This is a genomic window from Streptomyces sp. NPDC055287, from assembly GCF_053646035.1.
The window spans coordinates 1-26,684 of record NZ_JBSHNE010000032.1; the positions used below are offsets into that span (position 1 = coordinate 1).

Annotated in this window: 18 protein-coding genes and 1 pseudogene; 10 read left to right on the forward strand and 9 right to left on the reverse strand. The window is 68.5% G+C overall.

The features are described 5' to 3' along the window. Positions 1-253: 253 nt before the first annotated feature. From ACWIHY_RS31600 to thyX, 3 genes are all read right to left on the reverse strand, one after another. Positions 254-1,939, reverse strand: coding sequence for a ribonuclease J (locus ACWIHY_RS31600; RefSeq protein WP_387946527.1), 1,686 nt, complete (start codon positions 1,937-1,939; stop codon positions 254-256). A gap of 113 nt (positions 1,940-2,052) precedes the next feature. Continuing rightward, positions 2,053-2,952 (reverse strand): 4-hydroxy-tetrahydrodipicolinate synthase, encoded by a 900-nt coding sequence (dapA, locus tag ACWIHY_RS31605; protein WP_454379520.1) that lies wholly within the window; start codon positions 2,950-2,952, stop codon positions 2,053-2,055. A gap of 207 nt (positions 2,953-3,159) precedes the next feature. After that, the gene (thyX, locus tag ACWIHY_RS31610) at positions 3,160-3,912 is read right to left on the reverse strand and encodes an FAD-dependent thymidylate synthase (protein WP_454379522.1); all 753 of its coding nucleotides are present in this window, start codon (positions 3,910-3,912) and stop codon (positions 3,160-3,162) included. A gap of 204 nt (positions 3,913-4,116) precedes the next feature. On the opposite strand from thyX, the gene ACWIHY_RS31615 reads away from it, so the two are divergent. Together ACWIHY_RS31615 and ACWIHY_RS31620 are read left to right on the forward strand one after the other, a co-directional pair. Then, positions 4,117-4,356: a hypothetical protein gene (locus tag ACWIHY_RS31615; protein ID WP_454379524.1), complete on the forward strand. Its 240-nt coding sequence runs from the start codon at positions 4,117-4,119 to the stop codon at positions 4,354-4,356. Positions 4,357-4,451: 95 nt separating this feature from the next. Then, positions 4,452-5,009: a hypothetical protein gene (locus tag ACWIHY_RS31620; protein ID WP_454379526.1), complete on the forward strand. Its 558-nt coding sequence runs from the start codon at positions 4,452-4,454 to the stop codon at positions 5,007-5,009. A 58-nt stretch (positions 5,010-5,067) separates the two neighbouring features. Here the strand turns inward: ACWIHY_RS31620 and ACWIHY_RS31625 are convergent, their stop codons facing one another. From ACWIHY_RS31625 to eccD, 6 genes are all read right to left on the reverse strand, one after another. Then, positions 5,068-5,508 carry a hypothetical protein gene (locus tag ACWIHY_RS31625; protein ID WP_454379528.1) on the reverse strand — a complete coding sequence of 147 codons (441 nt, stop codon included), beginning with the start codon at positions 5,506-5,508 and terminating at the stop codon, positions 5,068-5,070. A 14-nt stretch (positions 5,509-5,522) separates the two neighbouring features. Beyond that, positions 5,523-6,275 carry a 4-hydroxy-tetrahydrodipicolinate reductase gene (gene dapB, locus ACWIHY_RS31630; RefSeq protein ID WP_454379530.1) on the reverse strand — a complete coding sequence of 251 codons (753 nt, stop codon included), beginning with the start codon at positions 6,273-6,275 and terminating at the stop codon, positions 5,523-5,525. Between the two features lie 26 nt (positions 6,276-6,301). After that, a complete protein-coding gene (locus ACWIHY_RS31635; RefSeq protein WP_454379531.1) occupies positions 6,302-7,681 on the reverse strand; it encodes a M16 family metallopeptidase in 1,380 nt (459 codons plus the stop codon). Next, positions 7,678-9,900 carry a polyribonucleotide nucleotidyltransferase gene (locus tag ACWIHY_RS31640; protein ID WP_454379532.1) on the reverse strand — a complete coding sequence of 741 codons (2,223 nt, stop codon included), beginning with the start codon at positions 9,898-9,900 and terminating at the stop codon, positions 7,678-7,680. Before ACWIHY_RS31640 ends, ACWIHY_RS31635 begins: the two co-directional genes overlap by 4 nt. Before the next feature lie 283 nt (positions 9,901-10,183). Beyond that, positions 10,184-10,474 (reverse strand): 30S ribosomal protein S15, encoded by a 291-nt coding sequence (rpsO, locus tag ACWIHY_RS31645; protein WP_018551846.1) that lies wholly within the window; start codon positions 10,472-10,474, stop codon positions 10,184-10,186. Positions 10,475-10,671: 197 nt separating this feature from the next. After that, a complete protein-coding gene (gene eccD, locus ACWIHY_RS31650; protein ID WP_454379533.1) occupies positions 10,672-12,129 on the reverse strand; it encodes a type VII secretion integral membrane protein EccD in 1,458 nt (485 codons plus the stop codon). A gap of 257 nt (positions 12,130-12,386) precedes the next feature. Here eccD and eccCa point away from each other — a divergent pair, with 257 nt between their 5' ends. The 8 genes and pseudogenes from eccCa (at position 12,387) to ACWIHY_RS31690 (ending at position 26,662) form a co-directional block, all read left to right on the forward strand. After that, positions 12,387-16,331, forward strand: a complete 3,945-nt coding sequence (gene eccCa / locus ACWIHY_RS31655; protein WP_454379534.1) for a type VII secretion protein EccCa — start codon at positions 12,387-12,389, stop codon at positions 16,329-16,331. A gap of 204 nt (positions 16,332-16,535) precedes the next feature. Further along, on the forward strand, positions 16,536-16,907 hold the full coding sequence (locus tag ACWIHY_RS31660; RefSeq protein WP_454379535.1) for a hypothetical protein: 372 nt from the start codon (positions 16,536-16,538) through the stop codon (positions 16,905-16,907). A 271-nt stretch (positions 16,908-17,178) separates the two neighbouring features. Next, positions 17,179-17,511, forward strand: coding sequence for a hypothetical protein (locus ACWIHY_RS31665; RefSeq protein ID WP_454379536.1), 333 nt, complete (start codon positions 17,179-17,181; stop codon positions 17,509-17,511). A gap of 209 nt (positions 17,512-17,720) precedes the next feature. Continuing rightward, positions 17,721-23,057 (forward strand): toxin glutamine deamidase domain-containing protein, encoded by a 5,337-nt coding sequence (locus tag ACWIHY_RS31670; protein WP_454379537.1) that lies wholly within the window; start codon positions 17,721-17,723, stop codon positions 23,055-23,057. 98 nt (positions 23,058-23,155) lie between these two features. After that, on the forward strand, positions 23,156-23,911 hold the full coding sequence (locus ACWIHY_RS31675; RefSeq protein WP_454379538.1) for an immunity 49 family protein: 756 nt from the start codon (positions 23,156-23,158) through the stop codon (positions 23,909-23,911). 18 nt (positions 23,912-23,929) lie between these two features. Further along, positions 23,930-24,315: pseudogene (locus tag ACWIHY_RS31680) on the forward strand (immunity 49 family protein). 45 nt (positions 24,316-24,360) lie between these two features. After that, on the forward strand, positions 24,361-24,666 hold the full coding sequence (locus ACWIHY_RS31685) for a hypothetical protein (RefSeq protein WP_454379539.1): 306 nt from the start codon (positions 24,361-24,363) through the stop codon (positions 24,664-24,666). 85 nt (positions 24,667-24,751) lie between these two features. Continuing rightward, entirely contained in the window at positions 24,752-26,662 is a 1,911-nt protein-coding gene (locus ACWIHY_RS31690) for an ATP-binding protein (RefSeq protein WP_454379540.1), read from the forward strand. The last annotated feature ends 22 nt before the right edge of the window (positions 26,663-26,684 follow it).

Below are 26,684 nucleotides of genomic sequence, written 5' to 3' on the forward strand. Positions count from 1 at the left end.
TTCGGTATTTCGTGTTTCCGACTCTATCAGACTCTTTCGTGTCCGACTTCCTCGGCGCTTTCCAGTTCTTCGCTTTCGCGTTTCCCTTTCCGGCGATTCCGACTTTATCAGAAGTTCTGAGTCGGAATTCCCGCCCCGTTCGGTTCGGCCACGCGCACCAGTGCGCGGGACTTCCCGTTCAGGAGGAGCCGTAAACGTACTGGAGCGGGGCGCCCCGATGCAAATCGAGGTGCCCCGCTCTCAGTTGGGCCCGTCAGACCTCGACGACGACCGGAAGGATCATCGGACGACGGCGGTACGTGTCCGAGACCCACTTACCCACCGTGCGGCGGATGAGCTGCTGGATCTGGTGCGTCTCCAGGACGCCGTCCTGGGCCGACTTGGCGATGGCCTCTTCCATCCGCGGGACGACGGCAGCGAAGGCCGAGTCGTCGATGCCGGAGCCGCGGGCGTGGATGTTCGGACCGCCCACGATCTTGCCGGTGGCGGTGTCGACCACCACGAAGACGGAGATGAAGCCCTCTTCGCCGAGGATGCGGCGGTCCTTGAGGTGGGTCTCGGTGACATCACCGACCGAGAGGCCGTCGACGTACACGTAGCCGGCCTGGACCTTGCCGACGATCTTCGCGCGGCCGTCGATCAGATCGACCACCACGCCGTCCTCGGCGATGACGATGTGGTCCTTGGGGACACCCGTCAGGGCTCCCAGCTCGGCGTTGGCGCGCAGGTGACGCCATTCGCCGTGGACCGGCATCAGGTTCTTCGGCTTGCAGATGTTGTAGAAGTACAGCAGCTCGCCGGCCGAGGCGTGGCCCGAGACGTGAACCTTGGCGTTGCCCTTGTGGATGACGTTGGCACCCCAGCGGGTCAGGCCGTTGATCACCCGGTAGACCGCGTTCTCGTTACCCGGGATGAGGGACGAGGCCAGGATGACGGTGTCGCCCTGGACGATGCGGATCTGGTGGTCGCGGTTGGCCATGCGCGAGAGCGCGGCCATCGGCTCGCCCTGGGAGCCGGTGCAGACGAGGACGACCTCGTGGTCGGGGAGGTCGTCGAGGGTCTTCACGTCGACGACCAGGCCGGCCGGGACCTTCAGGTAGCCGAGGTCGCGGGCGATGCCCATGTTTCTGACCATCGAGCGGCCGACGAAGGCGACGCGCCTGCCGTACTCGTGGGCCGCGTCGAGGATCTGCTGGATGCGGTGCACGTGGCTGGCGAAGCTGGCCACGATGATGCGCTTCTGGGCGTTCGCGAAGACCGTGCGCAGGACGTTGGAGATGTCGCGCTCGGGCGGGACGAAGCCCGGGACCTCGGCGTTCGTCGAGTCGGAGAGGAGAAGGTCGATGCCTTCCTCGCCGAGCTTGGCGAACTTCGGGAGGTCGGTGAGGCGGCGGTCCAGCGGCAGCTGGTCCATCTTGAAGTCGCCGGTATGGACGACCATGCCCGCCGGGGTGCGGATGGCGACGGCCAGCGCGTCCGGGATGGAGTGGTTGACCGCCACGAACTCGCAGTCGAAGGGACCGACGCGCTCGCGGTGCCCCTCCGTGACCTCGAGGGTGTACGGGCGGATGCGGTGCTCCTGGAGCTTCGCCTCGATGAGCGCGAGGGTCAGCTTGGAGCCGATCAGCGGGATGTCCTGCTTCAGGCGGAGCAGGAAAGGGACGCCGCCGATGTGGTCCTCGTGGCCGTGCGTGAGCACGATGCCTTCGATGTCGTCGAGACGGTCCTTGATGGACGTGAAGTCCGGCAGGATCAGGTCGATGCCGGGCTGCTCCTCCTCGGGGAAGAGCACGCCGCAGTCGACGATGAGCAGGCGGCCGCCGTACTCGAAGACCGTCATGTTGCGGCCGATCTCGCCGAGACCGCCGAGCGGGGTGACGCGCAGGCCGCCCTTCGGGAGCTTCGGCGGGGTACCGAGTTCAGGATGCGGATGGCTCAAAAGACTCTCCTCACCACACACGCCACGTACCGCTGAGGCACGTGGCGCGCATGACATTCGTGCACTTGCTGTTGTCTGTGGGATTCCTGCGTATTCAGTTGTGAAGTCTGTGGCTAGATCTGCACTCCGCCGGCTGCGAGGTCCCGCTTGAGCTGAGCCTCTTCGTCCGGGGTCAGCTCGATCATCGGGAGGCGCAGCGGGCCGCCGGGCAGGCCCTGGAGGGTGAGGGCGGCCTTGGTGGTGATGACGCCCTGGGTGCGGAACATGCCGGTGTAGACCGGGAGCAGCCGCTGGTGGATCTCCGTCGCCTTGCGAACGTCGCCGGCGAGGTGGGCTTCCAGGAGGGCGCGCAGCTCAGGGGTGACCACGTGGCCGACGACCGAGACGAAGCCGACAGCTCCGACGGAGAGGAGGGGCAGGTTCAGCATGTCGTCGCCCGAGTACCAGGCGAGGCCGCTCTGGGCGATGGCCCAGCTGGCGCGGCCGAGGTCGCCCTTGGCATCCTTGTTGGCCACGATGCGCGGGTGCTCGGCGAGCCGGACAAGCGTCTCGGTGTTGATCGGCACACCGCTGCGGCCCGGGATGTCGTAGAGCATGACGGGGAGCTCGGTGGCGTCGGCGATGGCCGTGAAGTGCCGGAGCAGGCCCTCTTGCGGGGGCTTGTTGTAGTACGGCGTGACGGCGAGGAGGCCGTGTGCGCCGGTCTGCTCGGCGGCGCGGGCCAGCTCGAGGCTGTGGCGCGTGTCGTTCGTGCCGACTCCCGCGACGACGTGGGCCCGGTCTCCGACGGCCTCCAGTACAGCCCGTACCAGGTCGTTTTTCTCCGCGTCGCTGGTGGTCGGGGACTCGCCGGTGGTGCCGTTGACGATCAGCCCGTCGTTGCCGGCGTCCACCAGGTGGGCGGCAAGGCGCTGGGCGCCGTCGAGGTCGAGTGCGCCGTCCGCCGTGAAGGGCGTGACCATGGCGGTGAGGACCCGCCCGAAGGGGGTCTGCGAAGTGGAGATCGGAGCCATGGGTAACACGCTACTCGCTGCTCAACGCGTCGTGTCCCCTCGGGGGAGGTCAGACGTACAGGAAGAGTAGAACCCGACACTGCCTGCTCGGGGGTTCAAGCAGTGCCGGGTCCGTTTGATCAGCCTAGATGAAATTCTCGAACTGCGGCAATACGGACACTTCGGACGGTCGATCCGTACATCTGTCCTCAGCCTTGCTTTCAGGCCTTACGGGGCGACTCGTCCGTTGCCGTTGAAGGCCGCGTAGGTGAGGGGCATGAGCTTGGCCCAGTGGGCCTCCATCTGCTCTCCCACCATCTCGATCTCGCGCTGCGGGAAGGACGGCACCTTCGCAAGCTCGTGCTGCGTGCGCAGGCCGAGGAAGTGCATCAGCGAGCGGGCATTGCATGTGGCGTACATCGAGGAGTAGAGGCCGACCGGGAGCACCGCGCGGGCGACCTCGCGGGCGACTCCGGCGGCGAGCATCTCCTGGTACGCGGCGTACGCCTGGAGGTAGGAGTCCTGCATGGCGCGGGTCGTGAGCTCCTGCTGCTCCCGGGTGCCCTCGACGAACTCGTACTTGCCGGGACGGCCCTGCTGGACGAGCTTGCGGGACTCTCCGGGGACGTAGAAGACCGGCTCCAGCTCCCTGTAGCGGCCCGATTCCTCGTTGTACGACCATCCGACGCGGTGCCGCATGAACTCGCGGAAGACGAAGATCGGGGCGCTGATGAAGAACGTCATGGAGTTGTGCTCGAAAGGGCTGCCGTGGCGGTCCCGCATCAGGTAGTTGATGAGGCCCTTGGAGCGCTCGGGGTCCTTGCTGAGCTCCTCCAGGGACTGCTCGCCGGCGGTCGAGACCCGGGCGGCCCACAGCACGTCGGAGTCGCCGGCGGTGTGCTTCACCAGCTCGACGGTCACTTCACTGCGGAAGCTGGGCTTGGCGGTCTCGGTGGGGGTGCCATCAGGGGTAACAGTCACCGGCGGGGTCCTTCCATGTACATCGCTCGGGCGCCCCACACTCTACGGGCCGGGGCTGACAGTGACGGCCGGTCGGACCCCGGTCGGCGGTCGGGGGACATTGTTCGGCCGATTCAGGGAAATCGGGCACCAAGGGACAGCTTTGTACGTCTGTCCCTGTAGAAGCCCTAGTACCAGAGCAAAAAACCAAAGGAGTGCCGCCCCATGTTGCGCCGGCGAGAGTCCGTCCCCTTCGCATTCGTTGCCGAGGCCGACCGATTCCGCAGTAACGTCACCCCGCCGCCCCCCGAACGTCCGAGTGTGTCCCAGGTCATGGGGCGCACGCTCATCGGTCTCACCGTTGTCGCCGGACTGGTGGGATCGCTGCTCTTCGGGCTTCCCGCCCTCGATCCCTCTCAGGCTCCTGGCGCGAACCAGAAGTCCGAGGCCGCTGACGGGCGCTGACTCGTCCGGGCCCCCTGAGGTGGCCCGGCGAAGACCTCCTCGGTAGCCTCACCGGGCACAGCCCAATCGAGCGTGCTGGTGAGTGAGGATCAGTCGTGCCCCTGCCCTTCCTGACGGCCGACCGTGCTTTCGAAGCGTCCGGTGAGACCTCCGACGACGTCGCGCTGCCCTTCGACGACCACGATCAATGGCGTCGGCCCTACCGCCCCGGGCCCTGGCGTGTGGGAGCGGCAGCCCTGCTGCTGCTCCTCGCGTCCTTCGTTCTGCTGGCTGCGATGATCATCGCCTTCGCGGGGACGATCCCGGGTGCGGGCGCCTGTCTGGGTCTCGCCCTGGCCGTGATCGCCTGCGCCCTGCGGCTGCTGCGGGTCGGCGCCTGGGTCAGCCGGCACGGCCTGCGGCGCGTGGGGTTCTTGTCGACGACCACGGTGCCGTGGAGCCGGGCGACGACCGTACGTACGGTGCAGCAGCCGGTGCGGTGGCTCGGGCTGCCGCGCACGGTGCAGGGCCAGGCGCTCGTACTGATCCAGCAGAGCGGTGAGCGGCTTCAGCTGCTCACCGACCACAACGCGGACTTCCTGTCGCGGGTGGAGGCATTCGACCGGGCGGCCGACACGGTGGAGGCCTGGGGAGACGAGTACCGGCCGGTCTGAGACCTGGCAGCGCGTGCGAAAGGGGGGCGTCCGACCGGACGCCCCCTTTCGCACGCTCTTACCTGCCCTCGTGGAGGGCGATCGCGTGCTGCATCGCCTTGCGGGCGCGCGGGGTGTCCCGCGCGTCGTAATAGGCGATCGCCAGCCGGAACCAGGATCGCCAGTCGTCCGGGGCGTCCTCGGTCTCCGCGCGGCGGCGGGCGAAGACCGCGTCGGCGGAGTCGCGGTCGATGCGGCCGCCGGGCGTACGTACCAGCTCGTCGACGGGCAGGCCGCCCTCGGCCTCCAGCTCGGCGGACAGCGCGTCCGCCTTGCGGGCGAACTGTGTGGTGTGCCAGAGGAACCAGATGCCGATGGCCGGGAGGATCAGCACCGCGACGCCGAAGGTGACGGTGAGAACGGTGCCTTCCCGGATGAGGAAGTACCCGCGGCTGCCGGCCAGGACGAAGTAGACGACCAGGACGGCGGCGAGGACGAAGTACGTGATCTTTGCGCGCATGGGTGTTGCTGCCGTCAGTTCAGGTCGAGGAAGTTTTCCAGGCCGAAGGTGAGGCCGGGAGTGGTCACCACGCGGCGCGCGCCGAGCAGGATGCCCGGCATGAAGCTGCTGTGGTGCAGGGAGTCGTGACGGATCGTCAGGGTCTCGCCCTCACCGCCGAGGAGTACTTCCTGGTGGGCGAGGAGGCCGCGCAGGCGGATGGCGTGCACGGGCACGCCGTCCACGTCCGCGCCGCGCGCACCGTCCAGCGCCGTCGTGGTGGCGTCGGGCTGGGGGGCGCTGCCGGCCTGGGCGCGGGCCGCCGCGATGAGCTGGGCGGTACGGGTCGCGGTGCCGGAGGGGGCGTCGGCCTTGTTCGGGTGGTGCAGCTCGACGACCTCGACGGACTCGAAGTACGGAGCGGCCTGCTGGGCGAACTTCATGGTGAGGACCGCGCCGATGGAGAAGTTGGGGGCGATGAGCACGCCCGTCTCCGGGGAGGTGTCGAGCCAGGAGCCGAGCTGCGCGAGGCGTTCGTCGGTCCAGCCGGTGGTGCCGACGACGGCGTGGATGCCGCGGCGTACGCAGAAGTCGAGGTTGCCCATCACCGAGGCGGGGGTGGTCAGCTCGACGACGACCTGGGCGTCGGCTTCGACGAGGGCTTCGAGCTTGTCGCCCCGGCTCAGCGCCGCCACCAGCTCCATGTCGTCGGCGGCCTCGACGGCCCGTACGGCCTCGGAGCCGATACGGCCCTTGGCACCGAGAACGGCCACGCGCAGCTTGCTCATTGCTTGCTTCTTTCTGTCTGACGTCTCTAGGCGACTGATTCGTGCAGGCGGTCGGCCTGCTTGTCCTTCAGCGGGCCGATGACGGACAGCGAGGGCCGGTGGCCCAGGACGTCGGCGGCGACCTCCCGTACCTCGTCGGGCGTCACTGCCGCCATCCGGGCGAGCATGTCGTCGACGGAGATGTGCTCGCCCCAGGCCAGCTCGCTCTTGCCGATGCGGTTCATGAGCGCGCCGGTGTCCTCCAGGCCGAGGACGGTGGAGCCGGAGAGCTGGCCGACGGCGCGGTCGATCTCCTCGTCGGGGAGACCGTCCGCGGCGACCTTTTCGAGCTCGTCGCGGCAGATCTTCAGGACGTCGTGGACCTGGGCGGGCCGGCAGCCGGCGTACACGCCGAAGAGTCCGCAGTCGGCGAAGCTCGAGGTGTACGAGTACACGCTGTAGGCCAGGCCGCGCTTCTCCCGTACCTCCTGGAAGAGGCGCGAGCTCATACCGCCGCCGAGAGCCGTGTTCAGTACGCCGAGCGCCCACCGGCGGTCGTCGGTGCGGGACAGGCCCGGCATGCCGAGGACGACGTGCGCCTGCTCGGTCTTGCGGTTCAGGTGCTCGACGCGGCCCGCGGTGCGGATCACGCGGGAGCCGTCGCGCGGGTCGAGCGGGACCGCGTCCGTGCGGGACAGCGCGCCGGCGCGCTCGAAGGCCTTGCGGACCTGGCGTACGACGGTGGCGTGGTCCACGTTGCCCGCGGCCGCGACGACGAGGTGCGTCGGGTCGTAGTGCTTCCTGTAGAAGCGGCGGATGCGGTCGGCGGACAGCGCCTCGACGGTGTCGACGGTGCCGAGGACCGGGCGGCCCAGCGGGGTGTCGCCGAACATCGTTTTGGCGAACAGGTCGTGGACCACGTCGCCCGGGTCGTCCTCGGTCATCGCGATCTCTTCGAGGATGACGCCGCGCTCGGCGTCGACGTCCTCGGCCCTGATCAGGGACCCCGTCAGCATGTCGCAGACGATGTCGATCGCGAGGGGGAGGTTGGTGTCCAGTACCCGTGCGTAGTAGCACGTGTACTCCTTCGCCGTGAAGGCGTTCATCTCGCCGCCGACCGCGTCGATCGCGGAGGAGATGTCGAGGGCACTGCGCTTCTCGGTGCCCTTGAAGAGGAGGTGCTCCAGGTAGTGCGTGGCGCCGTTCAGGGTGGGCGTCTCGTCGCGCGAGCCGACGTGCGCCCAGATGCCGAAGGTGGCGGATCGTACGGAGGGCAGGGTCTCGGTGACGATGCGCAGGCCACCGGGGAGGGTGGTCCTGCGGACGGTGCCGATGCCGTTCTGGCCCTTGAGCAGCGTTTGGGTACGGGCGACGGCCCGCCCCTCCGAAGAGGTGCGGGCCGTCGTCACGGAACTACGGGATGTCACTGGTCGGCGTCGGCCTTCTGGTCGGCGTCGGTGCCCTCTTCGCCCTCGATCACGGGGACGAGGGAGAGCTTGCCGCGGGAGTCGATCTCGGCGATCTCGACCTGGACCTTCTGGCCCACACCGAGGACGTCCTCGACGTTCTCCACGCGCTTGCCACCGGCGAGCTTGCGGATCTGCGAGATGTGCAGCAGACCGTCCTTGCCGGGCATCAGGGAGACGAAGGCACCGAAGGTGGTGGTCTTGACGACCGTACCCAGGTAGCGCTCACCGACCTCCGGCATGGTCGGGTTCGCGATCGCGTTGATCGTCGCGCGGGCCGCCTCGGCCTGCGAGCCGACCTGGGCACCGATGTAGATGGTGCCGTCGTCCTCGATCGTGATGTCCGCGCCGGTGTCCTCCTGGATCTGGTTGATCATCTTGCCCTTGGGGCCGATGACCTCACCGATCTTGTCCACGGGGATCTTGACGGTGATGATCCGCGGGGCGTTGGGGGACATCTCGTCCGGCGTGTCGATCGCTTCCATCATCACGTCGAGGATGTGGAGGCGGGCGTCGCGGGCCTGCTTGAGGGCCGCTGCCAGGACGGACGCCGGGATGCCGTCCAGCTTGGTGTCGAGCTGGAGGGCGGTGACGAATTCCTTCGTACCGGCGACCTTGAAGTCCATGTCACCGAACGCGTCCTCGGCACCGAGGATGTCGGTGAGGGCGACGTAGTGCGTCTTGCCGTCGATCTCCTGCGAGATCAGGCCCATGGCGATACCGGCGACGGGGGCCTTGAGGGGCACACCGGCGTTCAGCAGCGACATGGTGGAGGCGCAGACCGAGCCCATGGACGTCGAGCCGTTGGAGCCGAGAGCCTCGGACACCTGGCGGATCGCGTACGGGAACTCCTCGCGCGTCGGCAGCACCGGCACGATGGCGCGCTCGGCGAGCGCGCCGTGGCCGATCTCGCGGCGCTTGGGCGAGCCCACGCGGCCGGTCTCACCGACGGAGTACGGCGGGAAGTTGTAGTTGTGCATGTAGCGCTTGCGGGTCACCGGGGAGAGGGTGTCCAGCTGCTGCTCCATGCGGAGCATGTTGAGGGTGGTGACGCCCAGGATCTGGGTCTCGCCACGCTCGAACAGCGCCGAGCCGTGCACGCGCGGGATGGCCTCGACCTCGGCGGCGAGCGTACGGATGTCCGTGACGCCACGGCCGTCGATGCGGACCTTGTCCTTGATGACGCGCTCGCGGACCAGGTTCTTGGTCAGCGCGCGGTACGCACCGGAGATCTCCTTCTCGCGACCCTCGAACTGCGGGAGCAGCTTCTCGGCGGCGATCTCCTTGATGCGGTCGAGCTCGTTCTCGCGGTCCTGCTTGCCGGCGATGGTGAGCGCCTGCGTGAGCTCGGACTTGACGGCGGCGGTCAGCGCCTCCAGCACGTCGTCCTGGTACTCGAGGAAGACCGGGAACTCGCCGGTGGGCTTGGCGGCCTTGGCGGCGAGGTCCGACTGGGCCTTGCAGAGGACCTTGATGAACGGCTTCGCGGCCTCGAGACCGGCGGCGACGATCTCCTCGGTCGGGGCGTCGGCGCCGTCCTTGACGAGCTGGATGGTCTTCTCGGTGGCCTCGGCCTCGACCATCATGATCGCGACGTCGCCGTCCTCCAGGACGCGACCGGCGACGACCATGTCGAAGACGGCGTCCTCGAGCTCGGTGTGCGTCGGGAAGGCGACCCACTGGCCCTTGATCAGGGCCACGCGGGTGGCGCCGATCGGGCCGGAGAAGGGCAGGCCGGCCAGGATCGTGGAGCAGGAGGCGGCGTTGATCGCGACCACGTCGTACAGGTGGTCGGGGTTGAGCGCCATGATCGTCTCGACGATCTGGATCTCGTTGCGCAGGCCCTTCTTGAAGGAGGGGCGCAGCGGGCGGTCGATCAGGCGGCAGGTGAGGATCGCGTCCTCGGAGGGCCGGCCCTCACGACGGAAGAAGGAGCCGGGGATCTTTCCGGCTGCGTACATCCGCTCCTCGACGTCCACCGTCAGGGGGAAGAAGTCGAGCTGGTCCTTCGGCTTCTTGGAAGCGGTGGTGGCCGACATCACCATGGTGTCGTCGTCCAGGTACGCCACGGCGGAGCCGGCGGCCTGCTTGGCGAGGCGGCCCGTCTCGAAGCGGATGGTGCGGGTGCCGAAGGAACCGTTGTCAATGACGGCCTCGGCGTAGTGGGTCTCGTTCTCCACTAGCGTTATCTCCGATACTTTTCGTCTTTCGTCCCATACGCCCGTGTGGCGGAGGGACGGTGGCGGAGAAGCGCTTCCGGCTGCGGGCCGGTCTTCGATCGAAGACCCCGGCGTCGATGTGCTCCGGGGGCCACTACCGAGGACCGGCGGCGGGGAAGCCGCTTCTCGCTCGTTCTGTGTTTCGTTGTACTACCAGACTACTGAGCGTCCGGTACGTCCCGCACGTACAGCAAAGGGAGCGGTCCCCTAGAAGTGGGGTACCGCTCCCTTCACGACGTCCGTCTTACTTGGCGCCGCCGGCCGCGCCACGGCGGATGCCGAGGCGGTCGACCAGGGCACGGAAGCGCTGGATGTCCTTCTTGGCCAGGTACTGAAGCAGGCGGCGACGCTGGCCGACCAGGATCAGCAGACCACGGCGGGAGTGGTGGTCGTGCTTGTGCGTCTTGAGGTGCTCGGTGAGGTCCGAGATCCGGCGCGAAAGCATGGCGACCTGGACCTCGGGGGAGCCGGTGTCGCCTTCCTTCTGGGCGAACTCGGTCATGATCTGCTTCTTCGTAGCGGCGTCGAGCGGCACGCGTACTCCTCTTGGTCTTCGTATTGCCACCGAGTGCCCCAGGTCGAATTCTCTGGGGAGCTTCCGTTACTCGGGAGGCGGGGATCCGCTGGGCGCAGCCTCCGGATGTTCCGGGGGCGCATACACAAGCGGCCGTCATGCAGCTTACCAGGAGATGCGAGTGCCCCTGACTGCGGCCGGCCGCGGGCCGCGGGGGGTCAGACGCCGCCGCGGACCTTTGCGTACACGTCGAGGACCGCCAGGCAGATCGGGATCAGGGAGAGCAGGACCAGCGAGTCCGCCAGGTCCAGCATTCGGCCCCAGAAAGGTGACAGGCCCTTCTGCGGAACGATCAGGGCGATCGCGATCAGGAGCATCGCGCCGGCCGCGACCGAGGCGCCGAGCCACAGGGTCCGTACGTCGACGGCGGCGGAGTTGCCCTGGGCCAGGTCGATGAGGATCTGGGTCGGGGGCGAGATCGCGAGGCCGAGGATCAGCAGGCCGGTGGTGAGGACGCCGGCCACCAGGAGGCAGGTGACCTGCGCGGTGTAGCGGAACAGACGCGCCCGCAGCATCGCGGCCAGCGCGGTGACCAGGGCCATCAGCTGGGCCCAGCCGCTGTCGCTGAAGCCGAGGACCGCGCCGCCCGCGCCGAGGATGACGACGGCGCAGCCGCCGACGAGGCCGAGGAGCAGCTCGTGGCCGCGGCTGGTCTGGGCGACGATGCGCTGTACGTCGACGGCCTCGAGGTTGCCCTCCTGGCCCTCGCGGCGGGCCCTGGCCAGGTCCTCCGGGTTGCGGAAGCCGATCGGCAGTTTGGCGAAGCGGGCCGACCAGCCGGGCAGGAAGCCGACGACCGCCAGGGCGACGACCGAGGTGGCGGCGGCGATCTCGCGGGGCTCTGCCTCGGTGAGTACTCCGCCGAACGCGGCGAGGGTGCCGATCGCGGCGGCCAGCGCGGCGGCGACGAACGGGGCGTCTCCCTGCGGCAGCAGCATGATCAGTACGACGGAGAAGATGAGTACGGCGACGCAGCCGACGAGGAACTGAAGCCTGCCGGGGCCTTCGCCCGCGTCCTGCGGGATGACACCGGAGCCGGCGATGAGCGCGTGCGGCAGGGCGGCGATGCCCAGGGCGACGGCGGAGGCTCTGTCGTCGTACACCCGGCCGCGTACACCCGCGAGAGCCGTCAGGGTCAGCGCCACCACGCCGGCGACGATGCCCTGGAGGCCGTGCATGTCGTGGCGCAGCGGGTCGGCGAACCAGAACACGAAGCCGAGCATCGCCAGCAGCAGTACGCCGGAGACGAGGCCCGCGACCCGCATGAGGTTGTCGTTCCAGCCGCGGAGGTCCTGCTTGACGGCGGTGGCGACCGCGTCTACCACGTCGTCATGAACGGCCGGCGGCAGCGAATCGGCGAACGTGCGCAGCAGCAGCACCTCGCCGTCCCTGACCCGGTGTTCGAGCAACGACCGGCTCGCGTCGAGCACATGGCCGTCGCGGCGTACGAGGTGGTAGCCGGCGAGGCTGCCGTCGGACTGGACCATGCCGGAGAGCCTGATGATCTCCGGATAGATGTCCTGGATCGGCAGGTCCTCCGGCAGCGCCACATCGATACGACTGTCCGGAGCTGCGACGGTGACTCGGCAGAAACCCGTCGATGTGCCCGTGCTCACCTGGTAGTTCCCCCTGCTAGACAAGCTTCTTCTACGCCGCTCGTACGACGCGGAGCGCCACCTTATCCTCCACTCCGGGGGGCACAGGTGGCGCCTCCCTCATTCCTCCTCGCACTCCCCCGCATCTCCACGCTCCTGCCTCACTTCGCTCCCGGGCGTAACAGTAGGATCAGCGGCTACGCGTGCCTGCTCTTCAGGCCGGGGGTCCGGGGGTTGCACCCGGGAAGACACAGCAATCGCGAAGGATGAGTGCATCGGTGAGCGTCGTCATCATCAAACGGCAGCCGCGGATCCAGCCGCCTGCTGTCCCGGACGGCGAGGTCAAACTGGAGACACCGCCCGAGATTCCGCGGGAGGGCGACGACGGTGTGCTGATGAGCCTGCTGCCGATGTTCGGCATGCTGGGTTCCGTCGGCTTCTTCTTCATGCCGAACCTGCCCTCCTACATGCGGGTGGTCGGCGGTCTGATGCTGGCCTCGACACTCGCCATGGGCATCGCCCAGTTCGCCAAGTCCCGGCAGGGCGGCGGCGCGGGGATGGCACAGGACCGGCGGGACTACTTCCGCTATCTCGAGCAGGTCCGCAAGGACGTGCACAAGACGGCCGAGCTGCAGCGCCGTACGCAGCTCTTCCAGCATCCGGACCCGGACCAGCTGTGGGCGCTGGCCGCCGACGGCAAGCGGCTGTGGGAACGACGCCCGACCGACGCCGACTTCGCGTCTGTACGCATAGGGCTCGGCAGCCAGCAGCTGGCGACTCCGCTCGCCGCACCGGAGACCGCGCCCAAGGAGGAGCTGGAGCCGCTGACGGCGGCGGCCATGAAGGCGTTCCTCGACGCGCACGGAAGTCTGGCCGACCTGCCCGTGTCGGTTTCGCTGCGCGCCTTCTATCACGTGGCGCTGGCCGGGGACAGTGACACCGTCTACGGCAATGCCCGCGCGGCCATCGCCCAGCTCGCGACGCTGCACTCCCCCGAGGACCTCATGGTCGCCGTGGTCGCGCACCCCTCCGCCGCGGCGGACTGGGACTGGATCAAGTGGCTGCCGCACAGCCAGCACCCGAAGGCCAAGGACGGGGCGGGCTCGGCCCGGCTCCTCTTCGACGACCTCGGTGAGCTGGAGGAGGCGCTGGAGGACCAGCTGGCCGACCGGCCGCGCTGGAACCGTGAGGCGAACCCCGTCTACGACCAGCCGCACCTGATCGTGGTGCTCGACGGCGGCACCGTACCGCCGGACTCCGGACTCGCCGGCACGGAAGGACTTCAGGGCGTCACGTTCCTGGAGGTCTCTCCCGGGGAGTTGGAGGACGAGCTGCGGGGCAACCTGACGGCGTATCTGAAACCGAACAGGCTTCAGCTGTACGTCGGCCACGAGGCGGCGTACAGCGGCAAGCCCGACGTGCTGAGTCCGGAGCAGGCCGAGTCGCTGGCGAGGCAGCTCGCCGCCTTCCGGGTCGGCACCGCGGAGGAGGGCGAACCCCTCCTGTCCAACCTCGACTTCACGGACCTCATGGGCATCGGCGACGCGGGATCCGTCGATGTCTCGCGCACCTGGCGCCCGCGTACGCTCCACGAGCGGCTGCGCGTACCGATCGGTGTCGGTGAGACCGGCGAGCCGGTCATGCTCGACCTCAAGGAGGCCTCGCAGGAGGGCATGGGCCCGCACGGCCTGTGCGTCGGAGCGACCGGCTCCGGCAAGTCCGAGGTGCTGCGTACGCTGGTGCTCGGTCTCGCGGTGACGCACTCCTCGGAGACACTGAACTTCATCCTCGCGGACTTCAAGGGCGGTGCGACCTTCGCCGGCATGGTGGACATGCCGCACACGGCGGCCGTCATCACCAACCTGGCGGACGACCTGACGCTCGTCGACCGTATGCGTGACTCGATCATGGGTGAGATGCAGCGCCGCCAGGAGCTGCTGCGTACGGCCGGCAACTACGCCAACATCCACGACTACGAGAAGGCTCGGGCGGCCGGTGCCGCACTCGAGCCGCTGGCTTCGCTGGTGATCGTGCTGGACGAGTTCTCCGAACTCCTCACCGCCAAGCCGGACTTCATCGACATGTTCATCCAGATCGGCCGCATCGGCCGTTCGCTGGGTGTGCACCTGCTGCTCGCCTCGCAGCGTCTGGAGGAGGGCAAGCTGCGCGGTCTGGACACGTACCTGTCGTACCGGATCGGTCTGCGTACGTTCTCCGCCGCCGAGTCGCGTACGGCGATCGGTGTGCCGGACGCCTACCACCTGCCGTCCATCCCCGGCTCCGGTTATCTGCGGTACGACACCGACACCATGGTCCGCTTCAAGGCGGCGTACGTGTCGGGTGCGTACCACGGCGAGGGACCGTCGCGTGTGCACCGCTCGACCCAGCTGCGGCCCGCGCTCTTCTCGGCGCAGCACGTCGCGCTGCCGCCACAGCCGGTGATCGAGGAGCCGGAGGCCGACAACCGGGTGGACGACGCGCTTGCCGACACCGTCCTGGACGTCATCGTCGCCAAGATGGAGAACCAGGGACCGCCGGCCCACCAGGTGTGGCTGCCGCCGCTGGAGGAGGCGCCTTCGCTGGAGCAGCTGCTGCCGGCGCTGGCCGTCACGGCGGAGCGCGGTCTGACGGCGCCGGAGTACACGGCGCTCGGCCGGCTCAATGTGCCGGTGGGTCTGGTGGACAAGCCGTTCGAGCAGCGGCGCGATGTGCTGTACCGGGACTTCGCGGGTGGTGCGGGCCACGGTCTGTTCATCGGTGGTCCGCAGTCCGGCAAGTCGACTCTGCTGCGTACCCTCATCTCGTCCTTCGCCTTCACGCACACGCCGAGCGAAGTGCAGTTCTACTGCCTGGACTTCGGTGGTGGTGGTCTGATCGCGATGGAGGACCTGGCGCACGTCGGCGGGGTCGCGAACCGCCTCGACGGTGAGAAGGTCCGTCGTACGGTCAGTGAGGTCGAGGGGATTCTGAACGCGCGCGAGGAGTACTTCCGCGCGCACAACGTCGACTCGATCCAGACCTACCGGCAGCGGCGGGCGGCGGGGCAGCTGCCCGACCAGCCCTGGGGTGACGTCTTCCTCGTCATCGACGGCTGGGCAACCTTCAAGACGGACTACGAGATGCTCGAGGCGACCATCACCGACATGGCGATGCGCGGTCTCGGCTTCGGCGTACACGTGATCCTGACCGCGAGCCGCTACACCGAGGTGCGGCCCGCGCTCAAGGACATGCTGCAGAACCGCATCGAGCTGCGGCTCGGTGACCCGACGGAGTCGGAGATCGACCGCAAGGTGGCGCAGAACGTGCCCGCGTCCGTCCCGGGTCGCGGTCTGACCACGGACAAGCTGCACTTCATGACCGCGCTGCCGCGCGTCGACGGCTCTTCGGAGACGGAGGACCTGGCGGAGGCCACGGCCGTACTCATCCGGGGCATCAACGAGAACTGGCAGGGCAACCCGGCTCCGGCCGTGCGGCTGCTGCCGAGGATCCTGGAGGCGGACCGGCTGCCGAAGGGCTTCGAGCACCCGGAGCGCGGTGTCGCTTTCGGCATCGACGAGTCGGCGCTGGCGCCGGTCTTCATCGACTTCGAGACGGACCCGCACTTCATCGTGTTCGGTGAGAGCGAGTCCGGTAAGTCGTCGGTGCTGCGGCTGCTCATCAAGCAGATCACCGAGCGGTACACGCCCGAACAGGCGAAGATCGTCATGGGTGACTACCGGCGTGCGCACCTGGAAGCCGTACCGGACTCGCACCTTTCGCGCTACTGCGCTTCGGCGCCCGCGCTGACGGAGACGCTGGAGGGCCTGGCCGGGTCGCTCAGCCGCCGTATGCCGGGGCCGGACGTCACGCCGGAGCAGCTGCGCAACCGCAGCTGGTACAACAGCCCGGACGCGTTCGTCATCATCGACGACTACGACCTGGTGGCGACCGGCATGAACCCGCTGTCGCCGCTGGTGGAGTACCTGCCGTACGCCCGTGACGTGGGCCTGCACGTCATCATCGCGCGCTCGGCGGGCGGCGCGAGCCGGTCGCTGTACGAGCCGGTGATGCAGCGTCTGCGGGAGCTCGGGGCGCAGGGTCTGGTGATGTCCGGGGACCGGTCGGAGGGTGCGCTGCTCGGCAACATCTCACCGTCGCAGCTGCCGCCGGGCCGTGGGTACTTCCACACGCGGCGGCGGAGCGGACAGATGGTCCAGACGGGCTGGCTGCCGTCGCGGTTCTGATGTCTTCGGTTGTACGCGTGTGAGGTGAGGGGTGGTGCCCGGTGGGGCACCACCTCTTTTGCCCTGCCCTGGGAGGGTACGGGAGGGCGGTGCCTGGTGGGGCCCCCTACCCGTATCCCTTGGAGGGGACGCGGGCCGGGCGTTAGGCTGACGCTGCGACAGACGTGCGAAGTACGGGGGGTAGTTGTGGCGGGGGACGACACGATGAGGGCCGATGCCTCGGTCCTCAAGGGCGAGGGCTTCCACATGTTCGAGGTGGGGCAGGACTTCGCCTTGGCCGCGAAGGCGCTGTTCGAAGGACTGAACGGCATCGAGGGCAAGTCGGGCAAGACGCCGCCGTGGGGCGACGATGAAATGGGCGAGCACTTCGGTGTCGTCTACGAGGGTCTGCGCGACGGCATGAAGGAATCGATGCCCAGCCTGGCGCAGCGGATCGCGGGCATGGGGATGAAGTTCACCGCGATGGGCGTGCGGCACGAGAAGCACGAGACCGAGGAAGACGCGAAGTACGCAGCGCTCACTTCCCAGCACGAGGCCGACGGTGGTGCGAAGGTGAACAACTTCAAGTCGGTCTGACGTGCGTGCGTTGTGACGTGGTGGCGCCGTGACGTCGGTCGGGGTCAGCGCTCCGGCGACTGGTCGATCCGCGACGAGGGGGGTGCGTTCCCCCGGGACGCGTCACACCACCTTCGGCCACCCACCACGCGGCACTCACCAGCTTCGCCGCCATCCAGGCAGGCTTTACGATCGACGTCGAGTCCGTATACCCGTTCCCCAAGGCCTTCTTGCCGACGACCGGGTCGGCGAGCTCCCCACGTATGGCAACGCGAGTCAGGCAAGGACACCCATGACCTCGGAGACCCCCGCCCCGGAACAGCAAGTCCCGCCCACCACACCCGAGCAGGCGCTCGCAATCGTCCGCAGCCGCTACGCCCAGCCCAAGCTGCCGGACGGCACGCCTGCCCCCATGCACGTCCACGAATTCGACATCGGCTACCTGGTGTACGCGACCTTCCCGCCGACTACCGACGCGGCAGGCCGGCCTCGGCCCTCCCCGCCGGGTGGGAGCAAGATCGTGGTGGCGAAGGACACCGGCGCGACCGTAACCGTCCCCAACTACCCCACCGAGAAGGCCATCGCCCTGTACCGACGCCAGCGTCAGAGCCAGCCAGGTTCGTAGGGGACCGCCCGACACCACCACCGCTACGACATGCGCACAACTTGCGCACGAGACATACCTGGTTCGCAGCACGGTTGTGACAGGGGTTGTCTCCAGTAACGGTGGTGATGGTTAGTAAGCTCTAGGCACGGCTGTACTTCGTGTGATTCTCCTGTCGTTGGGGAACGTAGTGCGGCGGTTGCCTATCGGGGGTGTGGCGCGCTGTGGCGATGATGTTGCCGGATGAGCTCGAGTGGGTCCTGAAGATGCTCGGCTACAACTGGCCGACAGCGAACGAGGACCTGCTCAGAGACTCCGCCGCGCTGTGGCGGAAGTTCGGTGACGACGCCCAGAAGCTCCGCACACGGGCGGACACGAGTGCCCGCACGGTGGTCGCGCACAACGCGGGCGAGTCCATCGACAAGTTCACCACCCACTACAAGAAGTTCTCGGACGGCTCGGACGGCTACCTCGCCAACGCCTCCGAAGCCGCCTACATCATCGCGAACACCTTCGAAGCGGCCGCCTACTTGGTGGAGTTCGCGAAGTACGCGGTCATCGTCCAGCTCATCGCCCTGGCCATCCAGATCGCCGCCGCAGCGGCCGCATCGATCGTCACCTTCGGCCTCTCCGCCGCCGCCGGAATGGCCGCCACCCAGATCACCCGTCTCGCCGTACGACGCATCCTCGACGCGCTCAAGGACGCGCTGATGGAAGCCATCATCGAAGCGATGAAGGAACCGGCCGTCTCCGCCGTCCAGGCCATGGTCACGGACCTGGTCAGGCAGTCCGTGAACGTCGGCTTCGGCGCCCAGGAAGGCTTCGACCTCAGCAAGACGGTCTCGGCCGGCGCCAAAGGCGGCTGGGAGGCCATCAAGCAAACTCCGCAGACGTTTGCCGAGGGCCTGCGCGACGGCCTGGGCAAGAAGGCCGGCAGCAGCGTCCGCGACGGTATCGACAGCGGCTACAACAGCAGCATGGACGCCTTCAACAACCGCAACAATCCCACTGCGGGCGGCGGTGACGGCGGCAGCGGTGACAACTCGGGGAGCGACGGCTCCTCCTCCAATGGCTCGAACTCCTCGAACTCGAGCACGTCCGACTCGAATTCTTCCTCGTCGAGCCCGTCGAACACATCCAACTCGTCCGGCTCGACGAACTCGTCCGGCTCGTCCAACTCGTCGGGTGCATCCAACTCGTCCGGTTCGTCCAACTCGTCGAACACGTCCGACACCTCGGGGTCCCCCGACTCCTCCAGCTCGGACTCGTCGACGACCTCACGCGCGAACACCAACACGGGTAACACCAACATCGGCGGTGGCATATCCGCCGACGCCGACGGCCCTGCGGCCTACAACTCCCCCGACCTCGGGAACCTCCCCAACACCGACACGGGGAGCGGCACCCCCGACTCCTCGCCCAGCACCTCGGACACCGGGCAGAATCCTTCCTCCTCGAACTCGCCCTCCCGGCCGACCCTGTCGGACTTCGACGACCCCTCACCCAGCAACACGTCTCCCTCCCCCTCCCCGTCGTCGGACACCAGCAGCAACACCCCTAGTGCGGGCGACAACCGCGGTGGCTCGTCCTCCCCCGGCGGCCTCACCTCACCCACCCCGCAATCGGCTCCCACACCGACGGCCGGCGGCACACCCTCCTCCACGAGCAGCGGCGGCTCGATCAGCACCTCCATCGACAGCCTCGCCGCCAGCATCCCCACCCAGTCCAACGCCGCCCCGACGCCGACCACGGCGGACCCGTCGGCCTCGGCCGGCCCCCGCCCGGACGGCAACTCCTCGATGCCGACCTCGCCCACGCCGCCCTCCACGGCGGACGGCGGAGCGGGCGCACGTACCGGCACGAACACCACCCCGAGCGGCTCGCCGTCGGGTACGAGCGCCACCAGCCCCAACCCCTCCCAGGGCCCGCCCAGGACCTCCGCCACTCCAGGCACCCCCAACCCCACCGGAACGGGCCCCGCCTCCACCCCGAGCCCGACACCGTCGACACCGCCCCGCAATACGCCGGCACCATCGACGGACGGCCGCACCCCGGGGGCGACGCCCGGACCCGTAACCAGCCCCAACCAGAACACGCCGAGCGGGGCGGGCACCCGCACGCCGGGGTCGCAGCACAGCACACCCGGCACGGGTGACGGCCGCACCCCGAATCAGAACACCACAGGCTCGACCGGCGGCCGGCCCTCCGGCCAGACGCCCACCACCCCTAATTCGTCGGACGGCCGCAGCCCCGACACGAACCGAGGCCCGAGCCGGACCACCCCGAACCAGGGACCTGGCTCCGCCACCCCGAACCAGGACCCAAGGCAGCCGGCCCCGCCCAGGAACGCGGCACCGCAGGCGACCCAGGCCCCATCCCCGTCCCCGACGGCAACTCCGAGCACAGCCAACACTCCCGCCTCCGGCTCTCCCGGGCGTGCACCCGACAGGGCGCCGACTCCGAGCACCAACACCCCGAACACGTCGCAACCAGCCGCCGGCAACACACCCGCACGACCTCACCAGCCGTCAGGCAGCTCCCCCAGCACGCCGCAGCAGCCCAGCAGCACCAACTCCGGCACGCCGTCGAGCACCCCGAACCAGCAGCAGGTGACGGCGGTACCGATCCACACCGTGGTCCCTGGCCCGAACGCCCCGGCCCAGTCTTCGAACCCCACACCGTCCGGCCCGCAGCCCCCAGGCTCGCCACAGGCCGATCCCGGGGCGCCGGACAAGCCGGAACCGAAGACGGACAGCCTCGACGACATCCGCAACGACCTGGATCACCACCCGGGAGGGCTGACGGAGCCCGACCCCCAGGACCAGCAACTGCTGGCGGACGCCGTGCCGCAGAATCCCGACGGCACCCCCCAGCGCTTCCCTGATCCGTTCGGCCCCTGGAGCCAGCTCCAGAACGACGGCGGCAACCAGGTCCCCGGACGCAGCAACAACTGTGCTGACTGCTCCCGCTCCTTCCTCGAGACCTGGCGCGGTAACCCACAGGTCTCGGCCCCCCGCACCCTCGACACCGACGAGAACGGGAACGTGGACCCCTGGTCGCCGGAGGACGACGCGAACGAGAACCAGATCCGCTGGTCGGGTGCTCCGCATTCGTACGCAGGTGAAGGCAGCGACCCGGACACCGCCCAGCGCATCGCGGACGACCTCCTTCAGGCAGGGCACGGCGCGCATGCCATCGTCCAGGTGGACTGGCCCGGCGGCGGCGGCCACGCCTTCAATGCCGTCAACCACAACGGTCAAGTCGTCTGGATCGACACCCAGAGCGGCGAAGTCAGCCACGACCCGCTGCACATCCCCAATGCCGAGCACGTCTGGCACATCCCGATGGACCCGGACGGGAATCCGCTGCACCCCGCGACGGCTGAGGACACCGACGACTCCCAGAATACGAACGACGAGTCCCAGACGGACAACTCGGAGAACGCGGAGAACTCCGACAGCAGCGGGCAGCCGGACAACAGCACGCAGAACGACGCCTCGGTCGCCCCCCCGAAGCAGCAGACCGGCAGCGACGACCCGAGCACCGAATCGCCCAGCGCAGCGGATTCCGCGGCATCGGACGCCTCCACCACTTCGAGCACCCCTCAGCCCTCAGCGGTCGAACCGAGCACGGCACCCGACGCGGGCCCGGCGAACGCCAAGGCCGAAACCCAGGGCGGCCAGACACCGCAGCCCTCCAGCACGCCTGATGACCGGCAGACAACTTCGGAGAACGGCGACTCGACGCAACCGCGCCAGTCGGAGAACGCGGAGTCCGCCTCCGAACCGAACCGCCCGTCCCCGTCCGAGACACCCGACACCAGGGACCCGCAGTCGCGCCAGGGCGCCCCGACGCACTCCGACGCGCACGTGGGGGCGCCCGATACGGCTTCACAACCGCCCGCTCCGGCCTCGGAGAGCCCAACCCGTACCGCATCCCCCTCGGATCACCAGCAGCAGCCCACCCACGACACGCAGGACACCGGCCCGGCGCCCACCCGGACGGCCGCGGAGACGTCGCCCAACCGCCCGACGCAGGGCACTTCGGCCTATCCCACACCTGACCGGGATACTCCGCAGCAGACCACTACACCGCCGGATCCGCGCACTTCCGTTTCTCAACAGCAGACTGCGGACCCGCGCACGGCCGACCCGCGTAGGGGCAACCCCACGCGGCAGAAGCCGGAGACTGGCGAGCAGCCCGACGGCCGGCGGCCGAACACACCGCCGCGAGGGGACCAGGCACACCTGGACCAGCTACGTCCCGACCAGGCACGCCCGGATCACCGCGAGCAGTCACCCGCGGCGGCTCCGGACAAGAACCGGCCCGATGCCCCGGACCCGACACGGCACGATGACCCGAACCAGTCCCCGGCCGACAACCATCGAGACCGCCCGAGCACCACGAACAAGGACTCGGCAGTCCCTCCACGGGAGAGCCTGCCCGACGGCAGGAACGCCGATGCGTCCAGCTACGTCAGGGACTCCACGCGCGGCAAGGATCTGTTGTACGGCCCCATTGCCGAGGAGGCCGGCAGCGGCACCAACAGGCCCGATTCGGACAGCACCGCCCCGCCCCGTGGTCCGTCGGAACCGGCCGCTCGCAGCGAGGAAGGCAAGGCCTTCATCCGCAGGATGGTCGACTTCGCCAACGAGAGCAGGGAGAACCGCAAGAAGTACTGGCAGAAGAACGGCAATCGCCACAGCCTGGACGACAGGGTCGATGGCCAAAGGCTTCCGCAGCTCAAGCCGGACCCGGACCATCCGGACGATCCGGATAAGTTCATTGCGGCCAGCGACGTCCCGCCCCCGGACGCGCCCGACTACATGCCCCAAGGCATCGTCAAGCCCGTCAAGCTGGGCCGTGACGACGGCCAAATCGCACCCCAGAATCTTGAGAATCTCGACGCGCAGACCAACGACCGCGAGTGGACGCTCCAGGCCGACCGCATCGCCGAGACCGCCAAGCTGCAAGCGAAGAAGGACCACGGCGAGGATTCTGAGGAATACAAGGCCGCCAAGCGCGTGTACGCGGACACGCATTCCGCGGTACGCGACATCGGCGAGAGCCACGGCGAGAACGCGGCGCTGCACCATGCGATGGCCAGCCAGCACCCTGAATACGTACTGGTCGACGTACCTCACACCGGTAACGGCAGCGATCAGTTCGACCAGATCTACGAGGACCCGAACAAGCCCGGCCATTACATCGTGGTCGAAGCCAAGGCGCCTACCGGTCAGCTCGGTGAACGCAAGGGCCATACCGGCCAGAAGGTGATGCAGGGAACCCGGGAGTACTTCGAAACCATCTACATGCTGATGCAGGACGGAACCCCGGAACAACAGGCAATTGCCAACAAGCTGGAAACCGCTTACGAACTGGGGAACGTCCAGTACGTCTTGGTGCAATCCAAGGTCGAAAGCGATCCGGAAGCCAACGCGCAGGCCAACAACGGGAACCACGAGAGCGGTTACGTCGGCGACGACGGCCACCGTGATCGCAAGAGGTACGGTGGATCGACCATGGACTACTTCGACATCCGGAAGCCGGAGGACAGGCAGCAATGACTACACAAGTGACACGTCACGAGGTGCCTGCCGACCGAGTTCACCGTGCGCAAGCGCTCCTTGACGACACCGAAGCGCGGGTCCGGAAGCTCGAAACCATGCCCAGCACGTTCAACACGGGACTGAACCGGGCATTGGCGAACGCCAAGAATCACTGCGCCCTCGACCCCCGCGCCGCACGGATCGAGACCTGGGAGGCATGGGTCGCGGCCATGCAGATCGGCTCCGCCCTTTTCCGGTCGGCCACCTCGTCGGAACCCACAGTGGAATGCCTGATCTCGGGCAAACTGCGGACGATCCCCTCCACCGGCCCGCAGCCGCCCGCCCACGCGAGCAACTGGCTCACCGCGTTCTACTTGGCGCTCGTCTGCCGCGAACGTGAGCGGCTGAACGAGCTGAGCGACGTCCCGATCTCGCTGCTGCGCGAATCCGGAGCGGTGTTCGACGAGTACATCTACGCATGGGTCGACACCCTCCAGACCTACTGGAAGGAAGGCCCTGGTCTCGGCGACAAGTTGGAGGCCGCGATCAGGGGCACGGACCCGGAAGTCCTGGAGGTCGCCGACCGCAGCCTGATGCTGCGCGTCCTGTACCCCCCACTCAACCTGTTCTACCGCTGGGCCGCAGGCGACGGTGAGCGCTTCAACGTCGAACTGGTCAAGGCCCTGGAATGGCACAAGGAGTACTGGACGGCTGAGGAGTCAACGGCTGCGCAGGTGAGCGGTCTCGTCGCACTGGGCCCGCTGGCAATGGCCTGCCTCGCCTACGACCGCGGCATCTCCATCGAAGTGGAATCCGGCTACATCCCGAAATACTTGCTCGAAGGCGGCCGCGTCGGCGACTTCCCTACCTGAGCGCCGCGAGGGACGAAGATGATCAGGATTCCGCGGCGGCTCAAGCGGCCGGAACTCGGCGACAAACTGCTCGCCGCGGTGAACGGCACCGCCCCCGAGGTCCTCCGGCCCGCCTCGCGATGCGCCGTACTGAACCTCATGTACCCGCCCGTGATCCTCTTGACCCAGGTGGTGCGCGGCGACCAGGACCGGTTCAACACCGAGCTGGCCAAGACCGTCGAATGGCACAAGGACACTGGACCCGCGACGAGGAGCCGGCGCGCGATTCCGACGGACTCGTCGCCCTCGGTCCCCTGGCCATCGCCTGCCTGGCCAGGGACTCGGGTTTCACCGTCGAAGTCGAGTCCGAGTACCTGCCCAAGTACTTCCTCGACGGCGGCTGGTACGGCGAGTTCCCCACGTAGTCAACGCGCTGCCCCAGCACAGTCCAACCGACGAACAGGACCCGTATGCCCCCCGGCGCCCAGCCCACCACCCCCGCCCAGGCTGTGGACATCGTCCGCAGCCGCTACGCCCAGCCCAAGCTGCCTGACGGCACCCCCGCCGAACTCAAGGTCCACGAGTTCGACATCGGCTACCTGGTTTACGCGGTCTTCCCGCCCCGCACCGACGCTGCGGGGCGACCGCAGCCCTCTCCTCCGGGCGGAGCCAAGATCGTGGTGTCGAAGGAGACCGGCGAATCCGTCACCGTCCCCAACTACCCGCCCGAGCAGGCCATCGCGCTCTACCGCAAGAACCTGGAGCGCAACGCCTAGCTGTCGCCCGACATCCGGCCCTGGCGCCTGACACCTGGCGACCGAGCCTTCACCCCTACCCCCGGCACCCGCGAGGACCACACCCATGACCGCCCCGACCGAAGGCTATGCACCCCACCCCCACATCGGCGGCCGCGTCACCGTGCTGCGCGCTCTCGCCGCCTGGCGGATGCAGTGGCCGGGTGCGCCGCGGGTCATCGTGCTCACCGGCAGCCCGGGCAGCGGGCGTTCACACCTGGTCACCGGGTTCCTGATGCTGTGCGACCCGGAGTTCCGCAAGCGTCTTCCGCTGGCCGACATGGACCCGTCGACCGTGCCGCCCGAGCTCCCCGCCCCGGCCGTGCCGAGTGCGGCCGGGCTGACCGCGGCTCAGGTGGTCTGGCTCCTCGCCGGCCACTACGGCCTGCGAGCCGAGCAAGTGGCAAAAATATACCTGGAGTTGGCGTCCCTGGACCACCCGGTGACCGTCGTCGTGCCGGACGTCGACCAGGCAGGCCCGGTGCGGACCTCGGGTGAGCCCGCCCGTCTCGTACGCGAAGTGCTCAAGCCTCTGGCCGCCATCGGGACCGTGCGGCTGCTTGCCGACGTGCCGCGACCACTGGCCGCCGAGCTGGCCGCGGATCTGCCGCCCGGCACGGTGCAGATCATCGACCTCGACGAGCCGCAGTGGGCCGATCCGCAAGGACTCGTACTCCAGGCCGAGGCCCTACTCAGCCCCCGCTCCGGTGCGCCGGAACTGGGGTTCACCACTGATCCGGCGGCTCGCAGGGCCCTCGCCGAGGCGATCGGCCGCCGAGCCGGAACGAGTCCCCTCACGGTGCAGCTCGCCGTCCAGAGCATCCTCACGGCCCCCGCCGGATTCGCCCCGGACGACGAGGCTCTACTGCCCACCTCCCTCGGTGAGGCAATGGATCTGCACGCACGCCGAGTCGGCGGGGACCCGCGGACCCTGCGCCAACTGCTTGCGCCGCTGGCCCTCGCGGAGGGGGACGGTCTGCCCGTCGAGCTGTGGATGCGGCTCGTCAGCAGCCTCGCCGGTCAGGACATGAACGAAGCCGTCGCGGGTGGCTCGGCGCTCGCTGGACCCTTCGTCCAATCCCTCCGGACGGGTGCGACCGGCGCGGGTGGCGGTGAGCAGACACTGCTCCAGCTGATCCATCCCGCCCTCGGCGAGGAGATCCGCACCGCCCTGCCGAACATCCGCGCCGCTCAGTCCCAGATCGCCATGGCACTCCTGGAATCGGTGCCTGAGCAGGACTGGAGCAAGGCCGACCCCTACGTGCGTGACCACATCGCAGGTCACACCTTGGAGGCCGGGCTGCTGCCGCAGCTCCTCACCGACCCCGGCTTGTTCGTGCACGCTGACCCGGTGCGACTCCGCGCAGCAGTCGAGGCCGTTCCAGCGCAGGCACTCGGCGCTCCGGGGCGTACGTATCTTCGTATCGCCCCGCTGCTGACCCGCACGCAGGCGCCCACCCTGGCCCGGGCTGCGCTACTGGAGAGCGCGTTCGTCGAGGATCAGCTTCCGGATTTCGCCGCGGCGGTGCGCCGGCTCGGCCTCGACCTGCCTTGGCACACCCTGTGGAGCATCCGCCTGCGCAACATCAGCGAAGTCACGATCGGCACGCTCCCACGCCCTGCGGGAGCGCCCACTCCTGTCGCCGCGCTCGCGGTACCCACCGGCACGCCCGGCGCCTTCCCTGTGACCGGGAAAAGTGATTCTGCACTGCTCGTGCACAGCCTCGTACAGCCGACTCTCTTCAACGAGCCGGGACCGGAACAATTGCTGCGGCTGCCCGAACAGGACCGGGCAACCGCCCCACTTACGCTCCACCGAGGCACGGATCAGCTTCGTGTGTGGGACCGGTCACGCGAGACAGTCGTGGCTTCCCTGATCTCGGACACCCCCTTCACCGGCGCCGACCTCTCGCCCGACGGTATACTGGTCGCCGCGACCGCGCACGGGGCGAAGGCGCTGCGGATCCGGCAGCCGTAGGCGGCCGCCTCAAGGGGGCACG